We start from the raw sequence: 14,186 nt of genomic DNA, 5'->3' as shown, positions 1-14,186 counted from the left end.
CGGGACACGCCTGCCGGCAGGTACCTAGGAGAAGCACGATGGCTGCTCGACTCGCCCAGGTCACAGGGGTGGAGCACACCGCGATGCTCGGGCTCGGCGTGTACCGCCCGGCCCGGGTCGTCACCAATGACGAGGTTGCTGCACCGATCAACTCCACCGACGAATGGATTCGGACCCGCTCCGGCATCAAGACCCGGCGATTCGCCTCGGATTCCGAAACGATCATCGGCATGAGCGCCGCCGCCGCGCGCGACGCGATGGCCGCCGCCGAGGTGACGCCCGACCGGATAGATTGCGTCATAGTCGCTACGTCCACGTGGCTGCTGCTCACCCCTGCGGCGGCCCCGCAGATCGCCACCGAGCTGGGTATGAACAACCCCGCGGCGTTCGACATCTCATCCGGCTGCGCGGGGTTCTGCCACGCCGTCACGCTGGCCTCGGACCTGGTCAAGGGCGGTACCGCGTGCCACGTCCTGGTGATCGGCGTGGAGCGGCTCACCGACACGATCAACCCGACCGACCGCGGCACGGCGTTCCTGTTCGCCGACGGTGCGGGCGCGGTGGTCATCGGCCCGTCCGACGAGCCCGGCATCGGCCCCACGGTCTGGGGTTCCGACGGCACCCAGCATCACGCCATCCGCCAGGACAAGGACTGGATGGAGTTCTTCGCCGAGATCGACGAGCAGGGCACCGACGCCGTGCGCCCGTATCTGGCGATGGAGGGCACCGCGGTCTTCCGCTGGGCCGCCCACTCGCTGAAGAAGGTGTGCCTGGACGCGATCGGGCGCGCCGGACTGGTCCCCGACGATATCGACGCCATGGTCCCGCACCAGGCCAACGGCCGGATCATCGAGATCATGGCCAAGGCCCTGGACCTGCCCGCCGACTGCGCCCTCGCCAACGACATCGAGGAGACGGGCAATACCTCGGCCGCCTCGATCCCGCTGGCCATGGAGGCCTTACTACGCAACGGCGACACCAAGCCCGGCGCCGACGCCCTGCTCGTCGCCTTCGGCGCGGGCCTGTCCTACGCCGCCCAGGTAGTGAAACTCCCCAACTGGCAGTAAGCCTCAGCCCATGCTCCAGGTGACCGTGACGTCGAAGGTCACGGTCTGCATCCCTGGCTCCAGCGGCACCTCCGGCATCGCGAACTGAGTGCGCGGCGCCGGGGGTTCCCCGCCGCCGCTGCGGGTCTCGTTGACGGTCTTGACGTCCTTCAGCTTCAGGCCCGACAGCACCGCGTACTGCTCGGCGCGGGACTTCGCATCGGCGAAGGCGCGGGCGCGGGCGTCGGCCAGCAGCTTCGAATTGTCGTCCAGTGCGAAGGAGACCCCGCGAATGCGGGTGTCGTTGCCGCCCGCCTTGGCCGCGGCATCCAGCACCGCGGAGGCCTTCGTGAGGTCCCGGACCGTGACGTGCACGGTATTCGCGGCGCGGTACCCGGTCACCGCGCGCTCGGGCCCGTACTGCGGCTGCACGGAGACATCGGTGGTCCGGATGTCCTCGCGCGTGACCCCGGCGCCCACCATCGCATCGACCACGGCCTTGGCCTCGCGGTTGGCGGTCTCGATGGCGGTGGACACATCGGGCGCGGTCGCCTCGACCCCGAGGTCGGAATTCAGGGTGTCGGGCGCGCCCCGCACCTGGCCCGTGCCCACCACCGTGACATCACGACCGGTTGCCGGGGCGTCGCCGCCGCACCCGGAGAGCACCGCGATAGCCGCCAGCGCGGTGGCCGCGCCTGTGATTCGTCGCATGCCAGCGGAACATACGCCTACTTCTCGGCGGCGGCCTTGATCTTGCCGAGGGTTTCGTTCATGCCGCGCACCAGATTGGCCTCGAACTGCTGCTCACCGCCGAGGAAACGGTCGATCATCAGGCGCACCGGCTTGCGCACCCCGTTGGGGACGTCGCGCCGCTCGATCAGCCGGGTGCCGGTGTCGGTGGATTCCAGGGTGTAGCTCCACACCGTGCCGTTCTCGTTCATCCGGAAGGCGAAGGCCTCGTTGGGCTCGAATCGGACGATCCGCGAGGTGGTCGGGTAGAACTTGCCCCCGTCACGATTGAGGTTGACGGTCCAGGTGCCCGCCCGCGGGGTGCCCAGCGGCAGCATCCGGACGGTGTTCGGGCTGAACTCCGGCATCCGCTTCAGATCGGAGACGACCGCCCAGACCCGCTCGCGCGGGGCGGCGATGTCGACGGTGGCTTCCAGGGTGTTCGGCAACGTTGCCCTCCGAGGTGTGACGATCGGTAACGGGAATCCTACTGGGACACGGCCCCGTCGGCCCGGTCGAAGTGACGCGGGCCACACTCGATTGAAAATCAACTAGATCACATTCTGATGTGATCGGTATCGGTACCTGTAATAACGGACGCACAATGGCAGATAGATGAAGCGGCAGGCAACGAAGCAACCGACCCGAGCCCGAGTTTTCGTCCAACGTGAGGTGATCGGCCGTGAAACTGCGCTTTCTCCTCCACCGCAGGCAGCCGGATTCCGTTCCGCTACTTCCGGTTCCAGAATCCGACGACGCCCCAGCCCCACCCCGGCACGGAGGTAAGAGATCCGACCACAAGGCTGTCGAGCGCGAGGAGCGGCTCGAGCGGTTGCTGACCCAGAAGGAGCTGGACCTGGTCCAGCACCACCGGCTGTGAACGTCCCACGGGGCACGTTCCGGGAGAACCCACTTGCGTCGACGCCCATACTTTTGAGGTGACTTCACCAGCTGTCGCCAAACCGGCGATCCTCAGCGTCGACGACGACCCGGGTGTCTCCCGGGCGGTGGTCCGCGATCTGAGGCGCCGCTACGGCGCGGATTATCGGATTCTGCGCGCGGAATCGGGGGCCTCCGCGCTCGACGCCCTCCGCGAGATGAAACTGCGCGGCCAGCCGGTCGCCGTGCTGATCGCCGATTATCGGATGCCGGGCATGGACGGCATCGAATTTCTCGAGCAGGCGATGGATCTGCACCCGTATGCGCGCCGGGTGCTGCTCACCGCCTACGCCGATACGAATGCCGCCATCGAGGCGATCAATGTCGTCGATCTCGATCACTATCTGCTCAAGCCGTGGGATCCGCCGGAGGAGAAGCTGTACCCGGTGGTCGACGCCCTGCTGGAGGCGTGGCGCGGCGACGAGCACCGGCCGGTGCACGAGACCAAGGTCGTCGGGCACCGCTGGTCGGCCCGCTGCTCGCAGGTGCGCGAATTCCTGGCCCGCAACCAGCTGCCCTACCGCTGGTACCTGGCCGACGAGCCGGAGGGCTCGCGGCTGCTGGAGGCGGCCGGGGCCACCCAGGACCAGTGCCCCGTCGTCATCGATGCCGCGGGGCAGGCGCTGATCGCCCCCTCCGACGCCCAGCTGGCGGGCAGCGTCGGGCTCAACACCGATCCGACCGGCGACTTCTACGACCTCATCGTGATCGGCGGCGGTCCCGCGGGCCTGGGCGCGGCGGTCTACGGCGCGTCGGAGGGCCTGCGGACCGTCCTGGTGGAGCGCACGGCCACCGGCGGTCAGGCCGGGCAGAGTTCGCGCATCGAGAACTATCTCGGATTCCCGGACGGGCTGTCGGGCTCGCAGCTGGCCGACCGGGCGCGCCGCCAGGCCGTGAAGTTCGGCGCCGAGTTGATCACCGCGCGCGAGGTGGTGGGGCTGGAGGCGTGCGGTTCGGCCCGGGTGGTGCGCTTCGACGACGGCAGCTCGGTCGCGGCGCATTCGGTACTGATCGCCACCGGCGTCAACTACCGCCACCATCCGGCGCCGGGCGTGGACGACTACACCGGCCGCGGGGTGTACTACGGCTCGGCGATGACCGAGGCCGCCGACTGCGCCGACCGCGAGGTCTACATCGTGGGCGGGGCGAATTCGGCCGGGCAGGCGGCGGTCTTCCTGTCCCGCAACGCCAGCACCGTGCACATTCTGGTCCGTTCGGACTCGCTGGATCGCGGCATGTCGCACTATCTGGTCCAGCAGATCGAGCAGATCCCCAACATCAAGGTGCACACCTGCACCGAGGTGGTGGCCGCCGACGGCGACGATCACCTGGAGCGGATCGTGCTGCGCAACAATTCCACCGGCGCGGAAGAAAAGGTGGAGGCGGAGCGGTTGTTCCTGTTCATCGGCGCCGCCCCCGAGACCGACTGGCTCGACGGCCTGGTCGTGCGGGACGAGGCCGGGTATGTGCTGGCCGGTCCCGACCTCCTGGTCGACGGCGCCCGCCCGGCGGGCTGGGAGCTGCCGCGGCCCCCGCATCACCTCGAGACCAGCGTGCCCGGTGTGTTCGTGGCCGGTGACGTGCGCTCGGAGTCGGCCAAACGGGTCGCGTCCGCCGTGGGCGAGGGTGCGATGGCCGTCATGCTCGTTCATCGATACATCGCGAAACAGTAGGAGTGTGCGCCATGGCTGACGACGCAGCGGCCGATTACGTCGAGGGCCCGGAATTGATCTGTGACCCGGAGGAATTGCGCACCCTGTTCCTTTTCGAGAAGCTCGACGACGAGCAACTGGCCTGGCTGTGCCGGGACGGGCGGGTGGAGCATTTCGAGCCGGGGCCGGTATATCGCGAGGGTGACCCGGCGACCTGCTTCTACGTCCTGATGGACGGCGAGGTCGTGCTGACCAAGATGTCGGCGGGCGAGGAGATCGAGCTGGTCCGCACCGACCACCGCGGCTCCTACGCCGGTGCCTGGACCGCGTACATGGGCGACAAGGCCGAGCAGAATTACACCGGGTCGTTCTCGGTCACCAAGCCGTCGAAGTTCTTCGTGCTCGACGCGGGCACCTTCGCGCGCATGATGCAGGACTGGTTCCCGATGGCGCTGCACCTGCTCGAGGGCGTGTTCTTCGGCAATCGCAATGCCAACGAGATTATCGGCCAGCGCGAGCGGCTGCTGGCGCTGGGCTCGCTGTCGGCGGGGCTGACCCACGAGCTGAACAATCCGGCGGCCGCCGCGGTGCGGGCCACGTCGTCGCTGCGCGAACGCGTCGCCGGGATGCGGCACAAGCTGAAGATGATGGCGCACGGCAAGTTCGACCCGTCGTCGCTGGAGGCGCTGGTGCAGCTACAGGAGGAGGCCGCCACCCAGGTCGCCAAGGCGCCGACGCTGACGACGCTGGAGGCCGCCGACCGCGAGGACGAACTCGGCGACTGGCTCGCCGACCACGGCATCGCCAACGGGTGGGATCTGGCGCCCAACTTCGTGCAGGCCGGATTCGACATCGACTGGCTGGAGAAGGTGGCGGTCACCCTGGAGGGCAACGACCGCGGGGTGTTCGAGGGCGCGATCCGCTGGCTGAACTACACGGTCGAGACCGAGCTGCTGATGAGCGAGATCGCCGACTCGACCACCCGCATCTCCTCGCTGGTGCATGCGGCCAAGCAGTATTCGCAGATGGACCGCGCGCCGTTCCAGGTGGTCGACATTCACGAACTGATCGACAGCACCTTGGTGATGCTGGCCCGCAAGATCGGCGACGGCATCGAGATAGTCAAGGACTACGACCGCGCGCTGCCGCAATTGCCTTGTTACGCGGCGGAATTGAATCAGGTGTGGACGAACCTGATCGACAACGCGGTCGCTGCGATGTCGGGCAGCGGTACGCTCACCGTGCGCACATATCACGAAAATGACTGTGCCGCAGTAGAAATCTGCGATACCGGGCCCGGGGTGCCCGATGAGCTCCGGCACCGGATCTTCGAACCGTTCTTCACCACCAAGCCGGTGGGCGAGGGAACCGGCCTGGGGCTGGACATCTCGTTCCGGATCGTGGTGAACAAGCACGGCGGCGATATCCGGGTGGAGTCGGTGCCGGGGGATACCCGGTTCATCGTTCGGCTGCCGCTGCATCGAGAGCAGGACGAGGGCGGCACGACGGAAGGTCAAGCAGCGCAAACGAATCCTGGAGGTCAGTGATGTCTCAGGCGATCGAGGGTATCGATCCGGCGGCGGCGCCCAGCGGCCCCGGCTGTGTGGAATGCGAACAGGCCCGCGGCTGGTGGGTGCACCTGCGGCGCTGCGCCCAGTGCGGTCACGTCGGCTGCTGCGACTCCTCGCCGTCGCAGCACGCCACCAAGCATTTCGCCGCGACCGGGCACCCGTACGTGCAGAGCTACGAGCCCGGTGAGGAATGGTTCTGGGACTTCCGCACCGAGGAGATGTTCGGCGAGGGCCCGGAACTCGCACCGCCGCACGATCGTCCGCGGGATCAGTCGGTGCCGGGGCCTCGCGATCGGGTCCCGAGCGACTGGCAGAGTCACATTCACTGATACGGCGTTCGCCGCTGGGACGGGGTGCGCGCGGGTTTCCATCCGCGCTCCCGCCCGGTACGCTGCGACGCGCGCCGGACAGGCCGGGCGCATGCGACCACCGGGATTAGACGTCTATGAAACGACTTTCGGCGACTGCCGTCGTGCTGGGCGCACTGGCACTGGGACTGACCGCCTGCGGCGACGACTCCGCCACCGACGATGCCAGCGGCTTGCGCAGAAATGCGCCGTCGAGCACGGTGCCCGCCGCGACGGCGGCGCCCTCGGCTACGGATGCGGCGCCCGAGTCATCCGAGGCCGCCCCGACCACCGCGCCCCGCACGGATAACACATCGTTGGGACCGGCCTCGCAGACCACTTGCGGCGAGTTCAAGACTCTGGATACCGAGGGCGAGAAGTCGCTGATGGATTCGCTGCTCGCGGAGAATCCGGGATCGAAGTTCGAGGGCAGTCCGAACGTGGCCCTGGGCACCGCGAAACTGGTGTGCCTGGCGGAGAGTCAGGCCGACAAGCCGGTCGCGGTCGCCATCGGTATGGCGGAACAGTAGCCGCCCCTGGCCCCTTAACCGTACCTTTGGCACCCGATAAGCCCTGCGGCGCATGGTCTTCCCGTGCGCCGCGACAGGTGCGGCGCCGGACCGGCGGGAGGCCCCGTGAAGAAGTTGGCGATAGCCGTGCTGTCCACCGGTGCGCTCGCCCTGTCGCTCACCGCCTGCGGACCCGCGGGCGGCGCCGACGAGGGCGCGGGACTGCGCAAGAACACCCCGACGACCGCGCCACCCACGAGCACCGAGCGTCGCCTGCCCCGCATCCAGCTCCCAGATATCAAGTGGCCCAAGGAAGACGGTGGTACCGATGCCGGGCGGTAGCGATACGCTCCCGCATGCCCGGCGGCTGCCGCACCGCAGGCGGCACCGGGCCGCGCGGGCGGTGGCGGGTATCGTCGCCGGTCGGTGGCGCACGGTGAAGACGGGTGAGCGAGTGGACGACGCGGGGCTGGCCGAATTCGAGCGGCATCGATCGCGGCTGTTCGCCCTGGCCTACCGCATGCTCGGCGCCGCCGGCGAGGCCGAGGACGCCGTGCAGGAGGCGTACCTGCGCTGGGAGGGCACCGACCGCGCCGAGGTCCGCTCCGCCGAGGCGTGGCTGACCACGGTGGTGGTGAATCTCTGCCGCACCTGGCTGGATTCGGCGCGCTCGCGCCGCGAGACCTATACCGGCCCGTGGCTGCCGGAGCCGGTGCCGACCGGTCGCGGGGAGCTCGGGCCGCTGGAGTCTGCCGAGCAGCGGGACCTGGTGTCGATGGCCGTGCTGACCCTGCTGGAGCGGTTGTCGCCGGTCGAGCGCGCGGTATTCGTGCTGCGCGAGGCGTTCGACTACGCGCACCGCGAGATCGCCGACATGCTGGAGCTGACGGAGGCGAATTCGCAGCAGCTCTACAGCCGGGCCCGGCGGCGTGTCCGGTCCGAGCGCACCCGCTTCGAGGCCCCGCCCGAGCAGGCACGAGAACTGTTCGAACGGTTCCTGACCGCCGCCCGCACGGGAGACGTGGCCGCGCTGGAGCGGACGTTCACCGCGGACATCGTCGCCGTGGCCGACGGCGGCGGCAAGATCACCGCGGCCCGCCGCCCGATCGCCGGCGCCACCAAGGTGGCCCGCTACCTGGCCGGTCTGTTCCACCGCGAGATCCCCGGCCTGGCCCTGACCGTCGAGGAGATCAACGGCGCTCCCGCCGCGGTGGCCCGAGTGAACGGCGGCGTACTCGTAGTCGGCCTGGCCGACCTGAGCGGCAACCAGATATCCACCGTCCGCCTCATCCTCAACCCCGACAAACTCACCCACATCCCCTAACCGCCCTTCCGGCCCATCCGCCCCCGCTTGCCGCTCTGTCCAGCACGTCTGTCCGGCCCGGCTCGTCCGCCCGTCCCGGTCCGCTCGCCGGTTCGTCAGACGGGCTCGTCGGTCTGCCCGGCGCGTCCGCCACTCCCGGTCCGCTCGCCGGTTCGTCAGGCAGGCTCGTCGGTCTGCCCGGCGCGTCCGCCCCCTTATTTCCGGCACGCTTTTGGCCGGAATCTAGCGAGGTCCCGGCCAAAGCGTGCCGGGAGTGCGGTGGGTGTGCCGGGAGCGCCATTGGGTGTGACGCGCCATACGTTCTCCTCCTGTCAGGGCTCGGGGCTCTGTCCGGTCTGTTGAGTGTCGGCCTTTCGAAAGGAGTCACTCATGACCGGGTCGCATCGAATTGTTGTGCTGGGCGCCGGGTACGCGGGGCTGTCGGCGGCGCGGCGGCTGGCCCGCCGGGCGAAGGGAGCCGAGATCACCGTCGTGGATGCGCGTTCCGAGCTGGTCGAGCGCGTTCGCCTGCACCAGCTCGCCGCCGGGCAGCCGATTCCTCGCTGGGACCTGCGAGAAATGCTGGAGCGCAGGGGAATCCGGTTCGTGCAGGGGCGCGCCGTCGAACTGAACCCGGCGGCGAAACGGATATCGCTGGCCGACGGAACCGTGGTCGACTACGACACGCTGGTCTATGCCCCGGGCAGCGCGGCCGATGTGGAAAGCGTTGCGGGCGTGCGGCTCTACGCCCGCACCGTGGCCACACCCGACGACGTCGCGGGGCTGGGAACGCTGACCGGAAGGATCGCCGTCGTCGGCGGCGGCTCGACCGGAATCGAGACGGCCACCGAACTCGCCGCGGCGCGACCGGATCTCACTGTGTCGCTGCTGAGCTCGGCGGAGCCGGGCGCCTGGCTGTCGGACAAGGCGCGCCGCCACATTCGCGCGGCGCTGGACCGGCTCGGTGTCGAGGTGCGGTCGGATACGAAGGTGGTGGAGGTGTTGCCCGACGGGCTCCGGCTGGCCGACGGCGGCCACGTTCCGGCCGAAACCGTGCTCTGGACAACCGGTTTCGGGGTCCCCGAGCTTGCCGCGCGCGCCGGTCTCGCGGTCGACGCCCGCGGCCGCCTGCTCGTCGACGAGACGCTGCGCACCTCGGACCCCGCCGTGTACGCCGCCGGCGACTCCGCGGCGATCGCCGGACCGGACGGCCGCGAGCTGCGGATGGCGTGCGCGACCGCGCTGCCGTCCGGCACCCACGCCGCCACCGCCGTACTGGCCCGGCTGCAGGGCGCGCAGCCCCCGGCTCTGCGGTTTCGCTACCAGGTTCAATGCATCAGCCTGGGCCGCCGCGACGCGGTGATCCAGTTCGTCCGCCCCGACGACACCCCGACCGGCCGGGTCCTCACCGGTCGTCCGGCGGCGTGGTTCAAGGAGGCCGTGGTGCGCGGTGCGGGATGGTCCGCGCGGCCCTGAGTCCACCGCGGAATATTTCGTCAACTATCAGTTGACGACTCCTCGTACGTCAACCTATTGTTGACGAATGGCAGACAAGGTACGACTCGACGATCTGATCGAGGGCATCAAGAAAGCACGACCCGACGACGTCCTGGAGCAGCTCACCGACGCGGTGGTGGCGGCCGGGCACCTCGGCGAGGTGGCCGACCATCTGATCGGCCACTTCGTCGACCAGGCCCGCCGCTCCGGCGCCTCGTGGACCGATATCGGATCCAGCATGGGCGTCTCCAAACAGGCCGCGCAGAAGCGGTTCGTGCCCAAGGGGCCCGCCGACCCCGGGATGGATCCGAACGCCGGATTCGCGCGATTCACCCTGCGCGCCCGGCAGGTCGCGGTCCAGTCCCAGGAGGAGGCGCGCAGTGCGGGCAACACGGAGATCCAGCCCGAACATCTGGTGCTCGGCCTGCTCGCGGACTCGGAGAGCCTGGCGTGCCGGGCGATCGTCGCCAAGGGCGTCTCCTTGGAGGCGGTGCGCCGGGTCGCGACCGCCGCATTGCCGCCCGCGGCCGCGGACGTTCCCGAGCTCATCCCCTACAGCGCCACCGCCCGCAAGACGCTGGAACTGACCTTCCGCGAGGCACTTCGGCTGGGCCACAACTACATCGGCACCGAACACCTCCTGCTCGCCCTGCTGGAGCAGGAAGACGGCACCGGCATCCTGTCCGGCCTCGGCCTGAACAAGGACGACCTGGAGAGCGACATCGTGGCGGTACTCGCCCAGATCGTGAACGCCACCCAGCAACCGGGAATGCCTCCGGCTCCGCCGCAACCCCCGGCCCCGCCCACGCCACCGCACCCCCCGACGCCCTGACTCACAGCGCTCGGGTACGGCCCGCCGCAACCCTCGATGCCCTGGCTGACAGGGCTCGGGTACGGCCCGCCGCAACCCTCGATGCCCTGGCTGACAGGGACAGCCCGCCGCGCCCCCATGCCCTGACCGACGGCGGCCCGAGCACGGGCGCAAGCCGGGTCAGGGCTTGTGGGCCACCGCGAAGACGCGGCGGAACGGCAGCCAGGTGGTTCCGTCGAGCTGGCGGGGGTAGGCGGTACGCAAACGCGGGGCGAGTTCGGCGACGAATCGGTCCCAGTCCGCGTCGCCGAGGGCCTCGCGCACGGGGCGCAGCGCGGTACCCGACACCCATTTCAGCACCGGATCGTCGCCGGTCAGTCGCTGCAGATAGGTCGTCTCCCAGGCGTCCACGGCCCAGCCCGCCTCGGCGAGCACGGTGGCATAGCCGGTCGGGTCGAGGACATTGCGGGCCGCGAGCACGCCGGTCGGGGACAGTCGGTCCCGCCACCGGTCCGTTGCGGCCACCTCTCGGATCGATCGATGCGACGGCGCGTCGAAGTTGCCCGGCACCTGCACGCCGAGCCACGCGCCGGGCGAGAGCCGCGCCGCCCAGTCGGTCAGCAGCGCCGGGTGGCCCGGCACCCACTGCAGCACCGCATTGCACACCACCACGTCGGTATCGGGCTCCGGCTCCCACTCTCGGACATCCAGCAGCGTCGCGTGCACCCCGCGGGCCCGGGCCGCGGCGACCATCTCGGGGGAGGAATCGGACGCCTCGACAACGGCATCCGGCCAGCGTTCGGTCAGGGCGGTGGTCAGATGGCCGGGACCGCAGCCCAGATCCACGACGCGCCGCGGCCGCTCGGCGCGCACCCGGCCGAGTAATTCGAAAAAGGGTCGTGACCGGTGATCATCGAAGGCCAGGTACTGCTGGGGATCCCACATCGGCGGCTCCAGAACTCGCATCTACCAAACCGTACGTACGTACTGTATGACCCCGGCTGCGGGTTGCACAAGGGTCGTCAAGATACGATGTGGCTATGGCGGATGACGTGGATTCCGACCTAATAGCGGGGGAATTGCGCGCTGACCTGCTGCGCGCGCTTTCCTATGTCCAAACGGAGGACGGTGAGGACGGCAGCTACATCGTGAACGGGGATCTCCCGCCCGAGGTGGCGCCGCCGTTCATCCGCGCCATCATGCGCATCGAGGCGGAACTGCTGCTGCACGACGCCGAGCAGGTCACCGTCGAGCGGGGTGAGCCGCGCTCGCCCGAGGAGCGTCGCACCGACGCCTTTCTCGCTCTGGCATTGCGCGTCACCGATACCACGTAGTCCTGTGGGCTCGACCTTGCACTCGGTATCCCTGAGTGCTAGAAAGGGATCTGGCACTCTCGACCCGTGAGTGCCAGGTCGGGACGGTGAGAGCGGGTGCCACGACACCCCCGTTCGTCCGTCGCGGGCACCGAGCCTGGCCAGCATCGTGTCACCCCCAATCCTGGAGGATCACTTCGCAATGGCCAAGACGATTGCGTACGACGAAGAGGCCCGCCGCGGCCTCGAGCGGGGTCTGAACAGCCTCGCCGACGCTGTCAAGGTGACGCTGGGCCCCAAGGGCCGCAACGTCGTCCTGGAGAAGAAGTGGGGCGCCCCCACGATCACCAACGATGGTGTGTCCATCGCCAAGGAGATCGAACTGGAGGACCCCTACGAGAAGATCGGCGCCGAGCTGGTCAAGGAAGTCGCCAAGAAGACCGACGACGTCGCGGGCGACGGCACCACCACCGCCACCGTGCTCGCCCAGGCGCTGGTGCGCGAGGGCCTGCGCAACGTCGCGGCCGGTGCGAACCCGCTGGGCCTGAAGCGCGGCATCGAGAAGGCCGTCGAGGCCGTCACCAACCGCCTGCTCGACTCGGCCAAGGAGGTCGAGACCAAGGAGCAGATCGCCGCCACCGCCGGTATCTCGGCGGGCGACCCGTCCATCGGTGAGCTGATCGCCGAGGCCATGGACAAGGTCGGCAAGGAAGGCGTCATCACCGTCGAGGAGAGCAACACCTTCGGTCTCCAGCTGGAGCTCACCGAGGGTATGCGCTTCGACAAGGGCTACATCTCCGGTTACTTCGTGACCGACCCGGAGCGTCAGGAAGCGGTCCTCGAGGATCCGTACATCCTGCTGGTCGGTTCGAAGGTGTCGACCGTCAAGGACCTGCTGCCGCTGCTGGAGAAGGTCATCCAGGCCGGTAAGCCGCTGCTGATCATCGCCGAGGACGTCGAGGGCGAGGCCCTGTCGACCCTGGTGGTCAACAAGATCCGCGGCACCTTCAAGTCCGTCGCCGTCAAGGCCCCGGGCTTCGGCGACCGCCGCAAGGCGCAGCTGGCCGACATCGCCATCCTCACCGGCGGCGAGGTCATCAGCGAAGAGGTCGGTCTCAACCTGGAGAACGCCACTGTCGACCTGCTGGGCCAGGCCCGCAAGGTGGTCGTCACCAAGGACGAGACCACCATCGTCGACGGCGCGGGTGACGCCGAGGCCATCCAGGGCCGCGTGGCGCAGATCCGCACCGAGATCGAGAACTCGGACTCGGACTACGACCGCGAGAAGCTGCAGGAGCGCCTGGCCAAGCTGGCCGGTGGCGTTGCTGTCATCAAGGCGGGCGCGGCCACCGAGGTGGAGCTCAAGGAGCGCAAGCACCGCATCGAGGATGCCGTGCGCAATGCCAAGGCCGCCGTCGAGGAGGGCATCGTCGCCGGTGGTGGCGTGGCCCTGCTCCAGTCGGCCCCGGCCTTGGACGAGCTGAAGCTGACCGGCGACGAGGCCACCGGCGCGAACATCGTGCGGGTCGCCCTGGCCGCTCCGCTGAAGCAGATCGCCTTCAACGCGGGCCTGGAGCCCGGCGTGGTGGCCGAGAAGGTCGCGGGCCTGCCCGCGGGCCAGGGCCTCAACGCCGACAGCGGCGAGTACGAGGACCTGCTGGGGGCCGGTGTGGCCGACCCGGTGAAGGTCACCCGTTCGGCCCTGCAGAACGCGGGCTCGATCGCGGCGCTGTTCCTCACCACCGAGGCCGTCGTCGCCGACAAGCCGGAGAAGGCGGCCGCCCCGGCGGGCGACCCGACCGGCGGCATGGGCGGCATGGACTTCTGAGTCCAGCCTCCGCTTTCCGGCGCACTCTCGGCCGGAGTCTCTCGGAAGCCGGTCCACCCACGGGTGGGCCGGTTTCCGGCATTTCGGCGGACCTCCATCCCTCGATTCGCCGGGGCGCGTTGTTTCCCTCGTAGTCATCGCTTCATCGCCTGCCGTTTGGCCGTATGACCAGGCGATTTGACATCGAAAGCGGTTGCCACGTAATTTATTCCAGGTCAGAGCGACACGGACGCCGACCCGGGCCGAGAGGCCGGGGACACGAGGTGGGACGATGAGCGCCTGGTGATCACATGGTTCGGTCGAGACCCTGGTTTGGTTCGGGGTGGCTGGCTGGGCTAAGCTGGAAATGTTGCCTCATCGATCGAGCGGGCGGTTGCCCGGGAGATGGTGTGTGCGTGTGTTCTTTGAGAACTCAATAGTGTGTCGATGAATGTCAGTGCCAAATTGTTTTTGGTTCCGGCGCTTGCACCCCCGTGTGGGTGTCGGATTTTTTGTCAGCTATTTTCCGGCTGGCGTTTAAAGTTGGGTTTTCGGACTCTGACTTGATTTTTCTGATTCGCTCTTTGGGAGCGGGTTGAGAGTCTTCAACGGAGAGTTTGATCCTGGCTCAGGACGAACGCTGGCGGCGTGCTTAACACATG

At 68.7% G+C, this 14,186-nt stretch carries 15 protein-coding genes; 12 read left to right on the top strand and 3 right to left on the bottom strand.

Annotated elements, in window-relative coordinates; genetic code table 11:
• Positions 1–38: 38 nt before the first annotated feature.
• A complete protein-coding gene (locus ACYVLQ_RS11865) occupies positions 39–1,067 on the top strand; it encodes a beta-ketoacyl-ACP synthase III (protein ID WP_460697476.1) in 1,029 nt (342 codons plus the stop codon).
• Between the two features lie 3 nt (positions 1,068–1,070).
• Here ACYVLQ_RS11865 and ACYVLQ_RS11860 read toward each other — a convergent pair whose 3' ends face one another.
• Positions 1,071–1,757 carry an SIMPL domain-containing protein gene (locus ACYVLQ_RS11860; protein WP_460697475.1) on the bottom strand — a complete coding sequence of 229 codons (687 nt, stop codon included), beginning with the start codon at positions 1,755–1,757 and terminating at the stop codon, positions 1,071–1,073.
• A 17-nt stretch (positions 1,758–1,774) separates the two neighbouring features.
• Positions 1,775–2,224 carry an SRPBCC family protein gene (locus ACYVLQ_RS11855; RefSeq protein WP_460697474.1) on the bottom strand — a complete coding sequence of 150 codons (450 nt, stop codon included), beginning with the start codon at positions 2,222–2,224 and terminating at the stop codon, positions 1,775–1,777.
• A gap of 233 nt (positions 2,225–2,457) precedes the next feature.
• Between ACYVLQ_RS11855 and ACYVLQ_RS11850 the strand changes: the two genes are divergently transcribed.
• The 9 genes from ACYVLQ_RS11850 (at position 2,458) to ACYVLQ_RS11810 (ending at position 10,425) form a co-directional block, all read left to right on the top strand.
• Positions 2,458–2,655, top strand: a complete 198-nt coding sequence (locus tag ACYVLQ_RS11850; protein ID WP_460697473.1) for a hypothetical protein — start codon at positions 2,458–2,460, stop codon at positions 2,653–2,655.
• 58 nt (positions 2,656–2,713) lie between these two features.
• Positions 2,714–4,387: an NAD(P)/FAD-dependent oxidoreductase gene (locus ACYVLQ_RS11845; RefSeq protein WP_460697472.1), complete on the top strand. Its 1,674-nt coding sequence runs from the start codon at positions 2,714–2,716 to the stop codon at positions 4,385–4,387.
• A gap of 11 nt (positions 4,388–4,398) precedes the next feature.
• Positions 4,399–5,913: an ATP-binding protein gene (locus ACYVLQ_RS11840; protein WP_460697471.1), complete on the top strand. Its 1,515-nt coding sequence runs from the start codon at positions 4,399–4,401 to the stop codon at positions 5,911–5,913.
• Positions 5,913–6,266 (top strand): UBP-type zinc finger domain-containing protein, encoded by a 354-nt coding sequence (locus ACYVLQ_RS11835; RefSeq protein WP_460697470.1) that lies wholly within the window; start codon positions 5,913–5,915, stop codon positions 6,264–6,266. The genes ACYVLQ_RS11840 and ACYVLQ_RS11835 overlap by 1 nt, the downstream gene beginning before the upstream one ends.
• Before the next feature lie 116 nt (positions 6,267–6,382).
• Entirely contained in the window at positions 6,383–6,814 is a 432-nt protein-coding gene (locus tag ACYVLQ_RS11830; protein WP_460697469.1) for a hypothetical protein, read from the top strand.
• Between the two features lie 105 nt (positions 6,815–6,919).
• Positions 6,920–7,135, top strand: coding sequence for a hypothetical protein (locus ACYVLQ_RS11825; protein WP_460697468.1), 216 nt, complete (start codon positions 6,920–6,922; stop codon positions 7,133–7,135).
• A 112-nt stretch (positions 7,136–7,247) separates the two neighbouring features.
• Complete coding sequence (locus ACYVLQ_RS11820) at positions 7,248–8,117, top strand: RNA polymerase sigma-70 factor (protein ID WP_460697569.1); 870 nt, start codon at positions 7,248–7,250, stop codon at positions 8,115–8,117.
• 369 nt (positions 8,118–8,486) lie between these two features.
• Positions 8,487–9,572, top strand: coding sequence for an NAD(P)/FAD-dependent oxidoreductase (locus tag ACYVLQ_RS11815; RefSeq protein WP_460697467.1), 1,086 nt, complete (start codon positions 8,487–8,489; stop codon positions 9,570–9,572).
• Positions 9,573–9,639: 67 nt separating this feature from the next.
• The gene (locus ACYVLQ_RS11810) at positions 9,640–10,425 is read left to right on the top strand and encodes a Clp protease N-terminal domain-containing protein (RefSeq protein WP_460697466.1); all 786 of its coding nucleotides are present in this window, start codon (positions 9,640–9,642) and stop codon (positions 10,423–10,425) included.
• 159 nt (positions 10,426–10,584) lie between these two features.
• Here the strand turns inward: ACYVLQ_RS11810 and ACYVLQ_RS11805 are convergent, their stop codons facing one another.
• On the bottom strand, positions 10,585–11,349 hold the full coding sequence (locus ACYVLQ_RS11805) for a trans-aconitate 2-methyltransferase (protein ID WP_460697568.1): 765 nt from the start codon (positions 11,347–11,349) through the stop codon (positions 10,585–10,587).
• A gap of 95 nt (positions 11,350–11,444) precedes the next feature.
• On the opposite strand from ACYVLQ_RS11805, the gene ACYVLQ_RS11800 reads away from it, so the two are divergent.
• Both ACYVLQ_RS11800 and groL read left to right on the top strand, forming a co-directional pair.
• The gene (locus tag ACYVLQ_RS11800; protein WP_068030273.1) at positions 11,445–11,738 is read left to right on the top strand and encodes a DUF222 domain-containing protein; all 294 of its coding nucleotides are present in this window, start codon (positions 11,445–11,447) and stop codon (positions 11,736–11,738) included.
• A 181-nt stretch (positions 11,739–11,919) separates the two neighbouring features.
• Positions 11,920–13,545 (top strand): chaperonin GroEL, encoded by a 1,626-nt coding sequence (groL, locus tag ACYVLQ_RS11795; RefSeq protein ID WP_460697465.1) that lies wholly within the window; start codon positions 11,920–11,922, stop codon positions 13,543–13,545.
• Positions 13,546–14,186: the final 641 nt, after the last annotated feature.

Source organism: Nocardia thraciensis, from assembly GCF_054782435.1.
This window is presented reverse-complemented; position numbering and strand designations above follow the sequence as displayed.

Coding starts and splice junctions, on each gene's coding strand:
- ACYVLQ_RS11830 (WP_460697469.1), top strand. CDS start 6,383: ATGAAACGACTTTCGGCGACTGCCGTCGTGCTGGGCGCACTGGCACTG.
- ACYVLQ_RS11865 (WP_460697476.1), top strand. CDS start 39: ATGGCTGCTCGACTCGCCCAGGTCACAGGGGTGGAGCACACCGCGATG.
- ACYVLQ_RS11860 (WP_460697475.1), bottom strand. CDS start 1,757: ATGCGACGAATCACAGGCGCGGCCACCGCGCTGGCGGCTATCGCGGTG.
- groL (WP_460697465.1), top strand. CDS start 11,920: ATGGCCAAGACGATTGCGTACGACGAAGAGGCCCGCCGCGGCCTCGAG.
- ACYVLQ_RS11815 (WP_460697467.1), top strand. CDS start 8,487: ATGACCGGGTCGCATCGAATTGTTGTGCTGGGCGCCGGGTACGCGGGG.
- ACYVLQ_RS11810 (WP_460697466.1), top strand. CDS start 9,640: ATGGCAGACAAGGTACGACTCGACGATCTGATCGAGGGCATCAAGAAA.
- ACYVLQ_RS11840 (WP_460697471.1), top strand. CDS start 4,399: ATGGCTGACGACGCAGCGGCCGATTACGTCGAGGGCCCGGAATTGATC.
- ACYVLQ_RS11805 (WP_460697568.1), bottom strand. CDS start 11,349: ATGTGGGATCCCCAGCAGTACCTGGCCTTCGATGATCACCGGTCACGA.
- ACYVLQ_RS11835 (WP_460697470.1), top strand. CDS start 5,913: ATGTCTCAGGCGATCGAGGGTATCGATCCGGCGGCGGCGCCCAGCGGC.
- ACYVLQ_RS11800 (WP_068030273.1), top strand. CDS start 11,445: ATGGCGGATGACGTGGATTCCGACCTAATAGCGGGGGAATTGCGCGCT.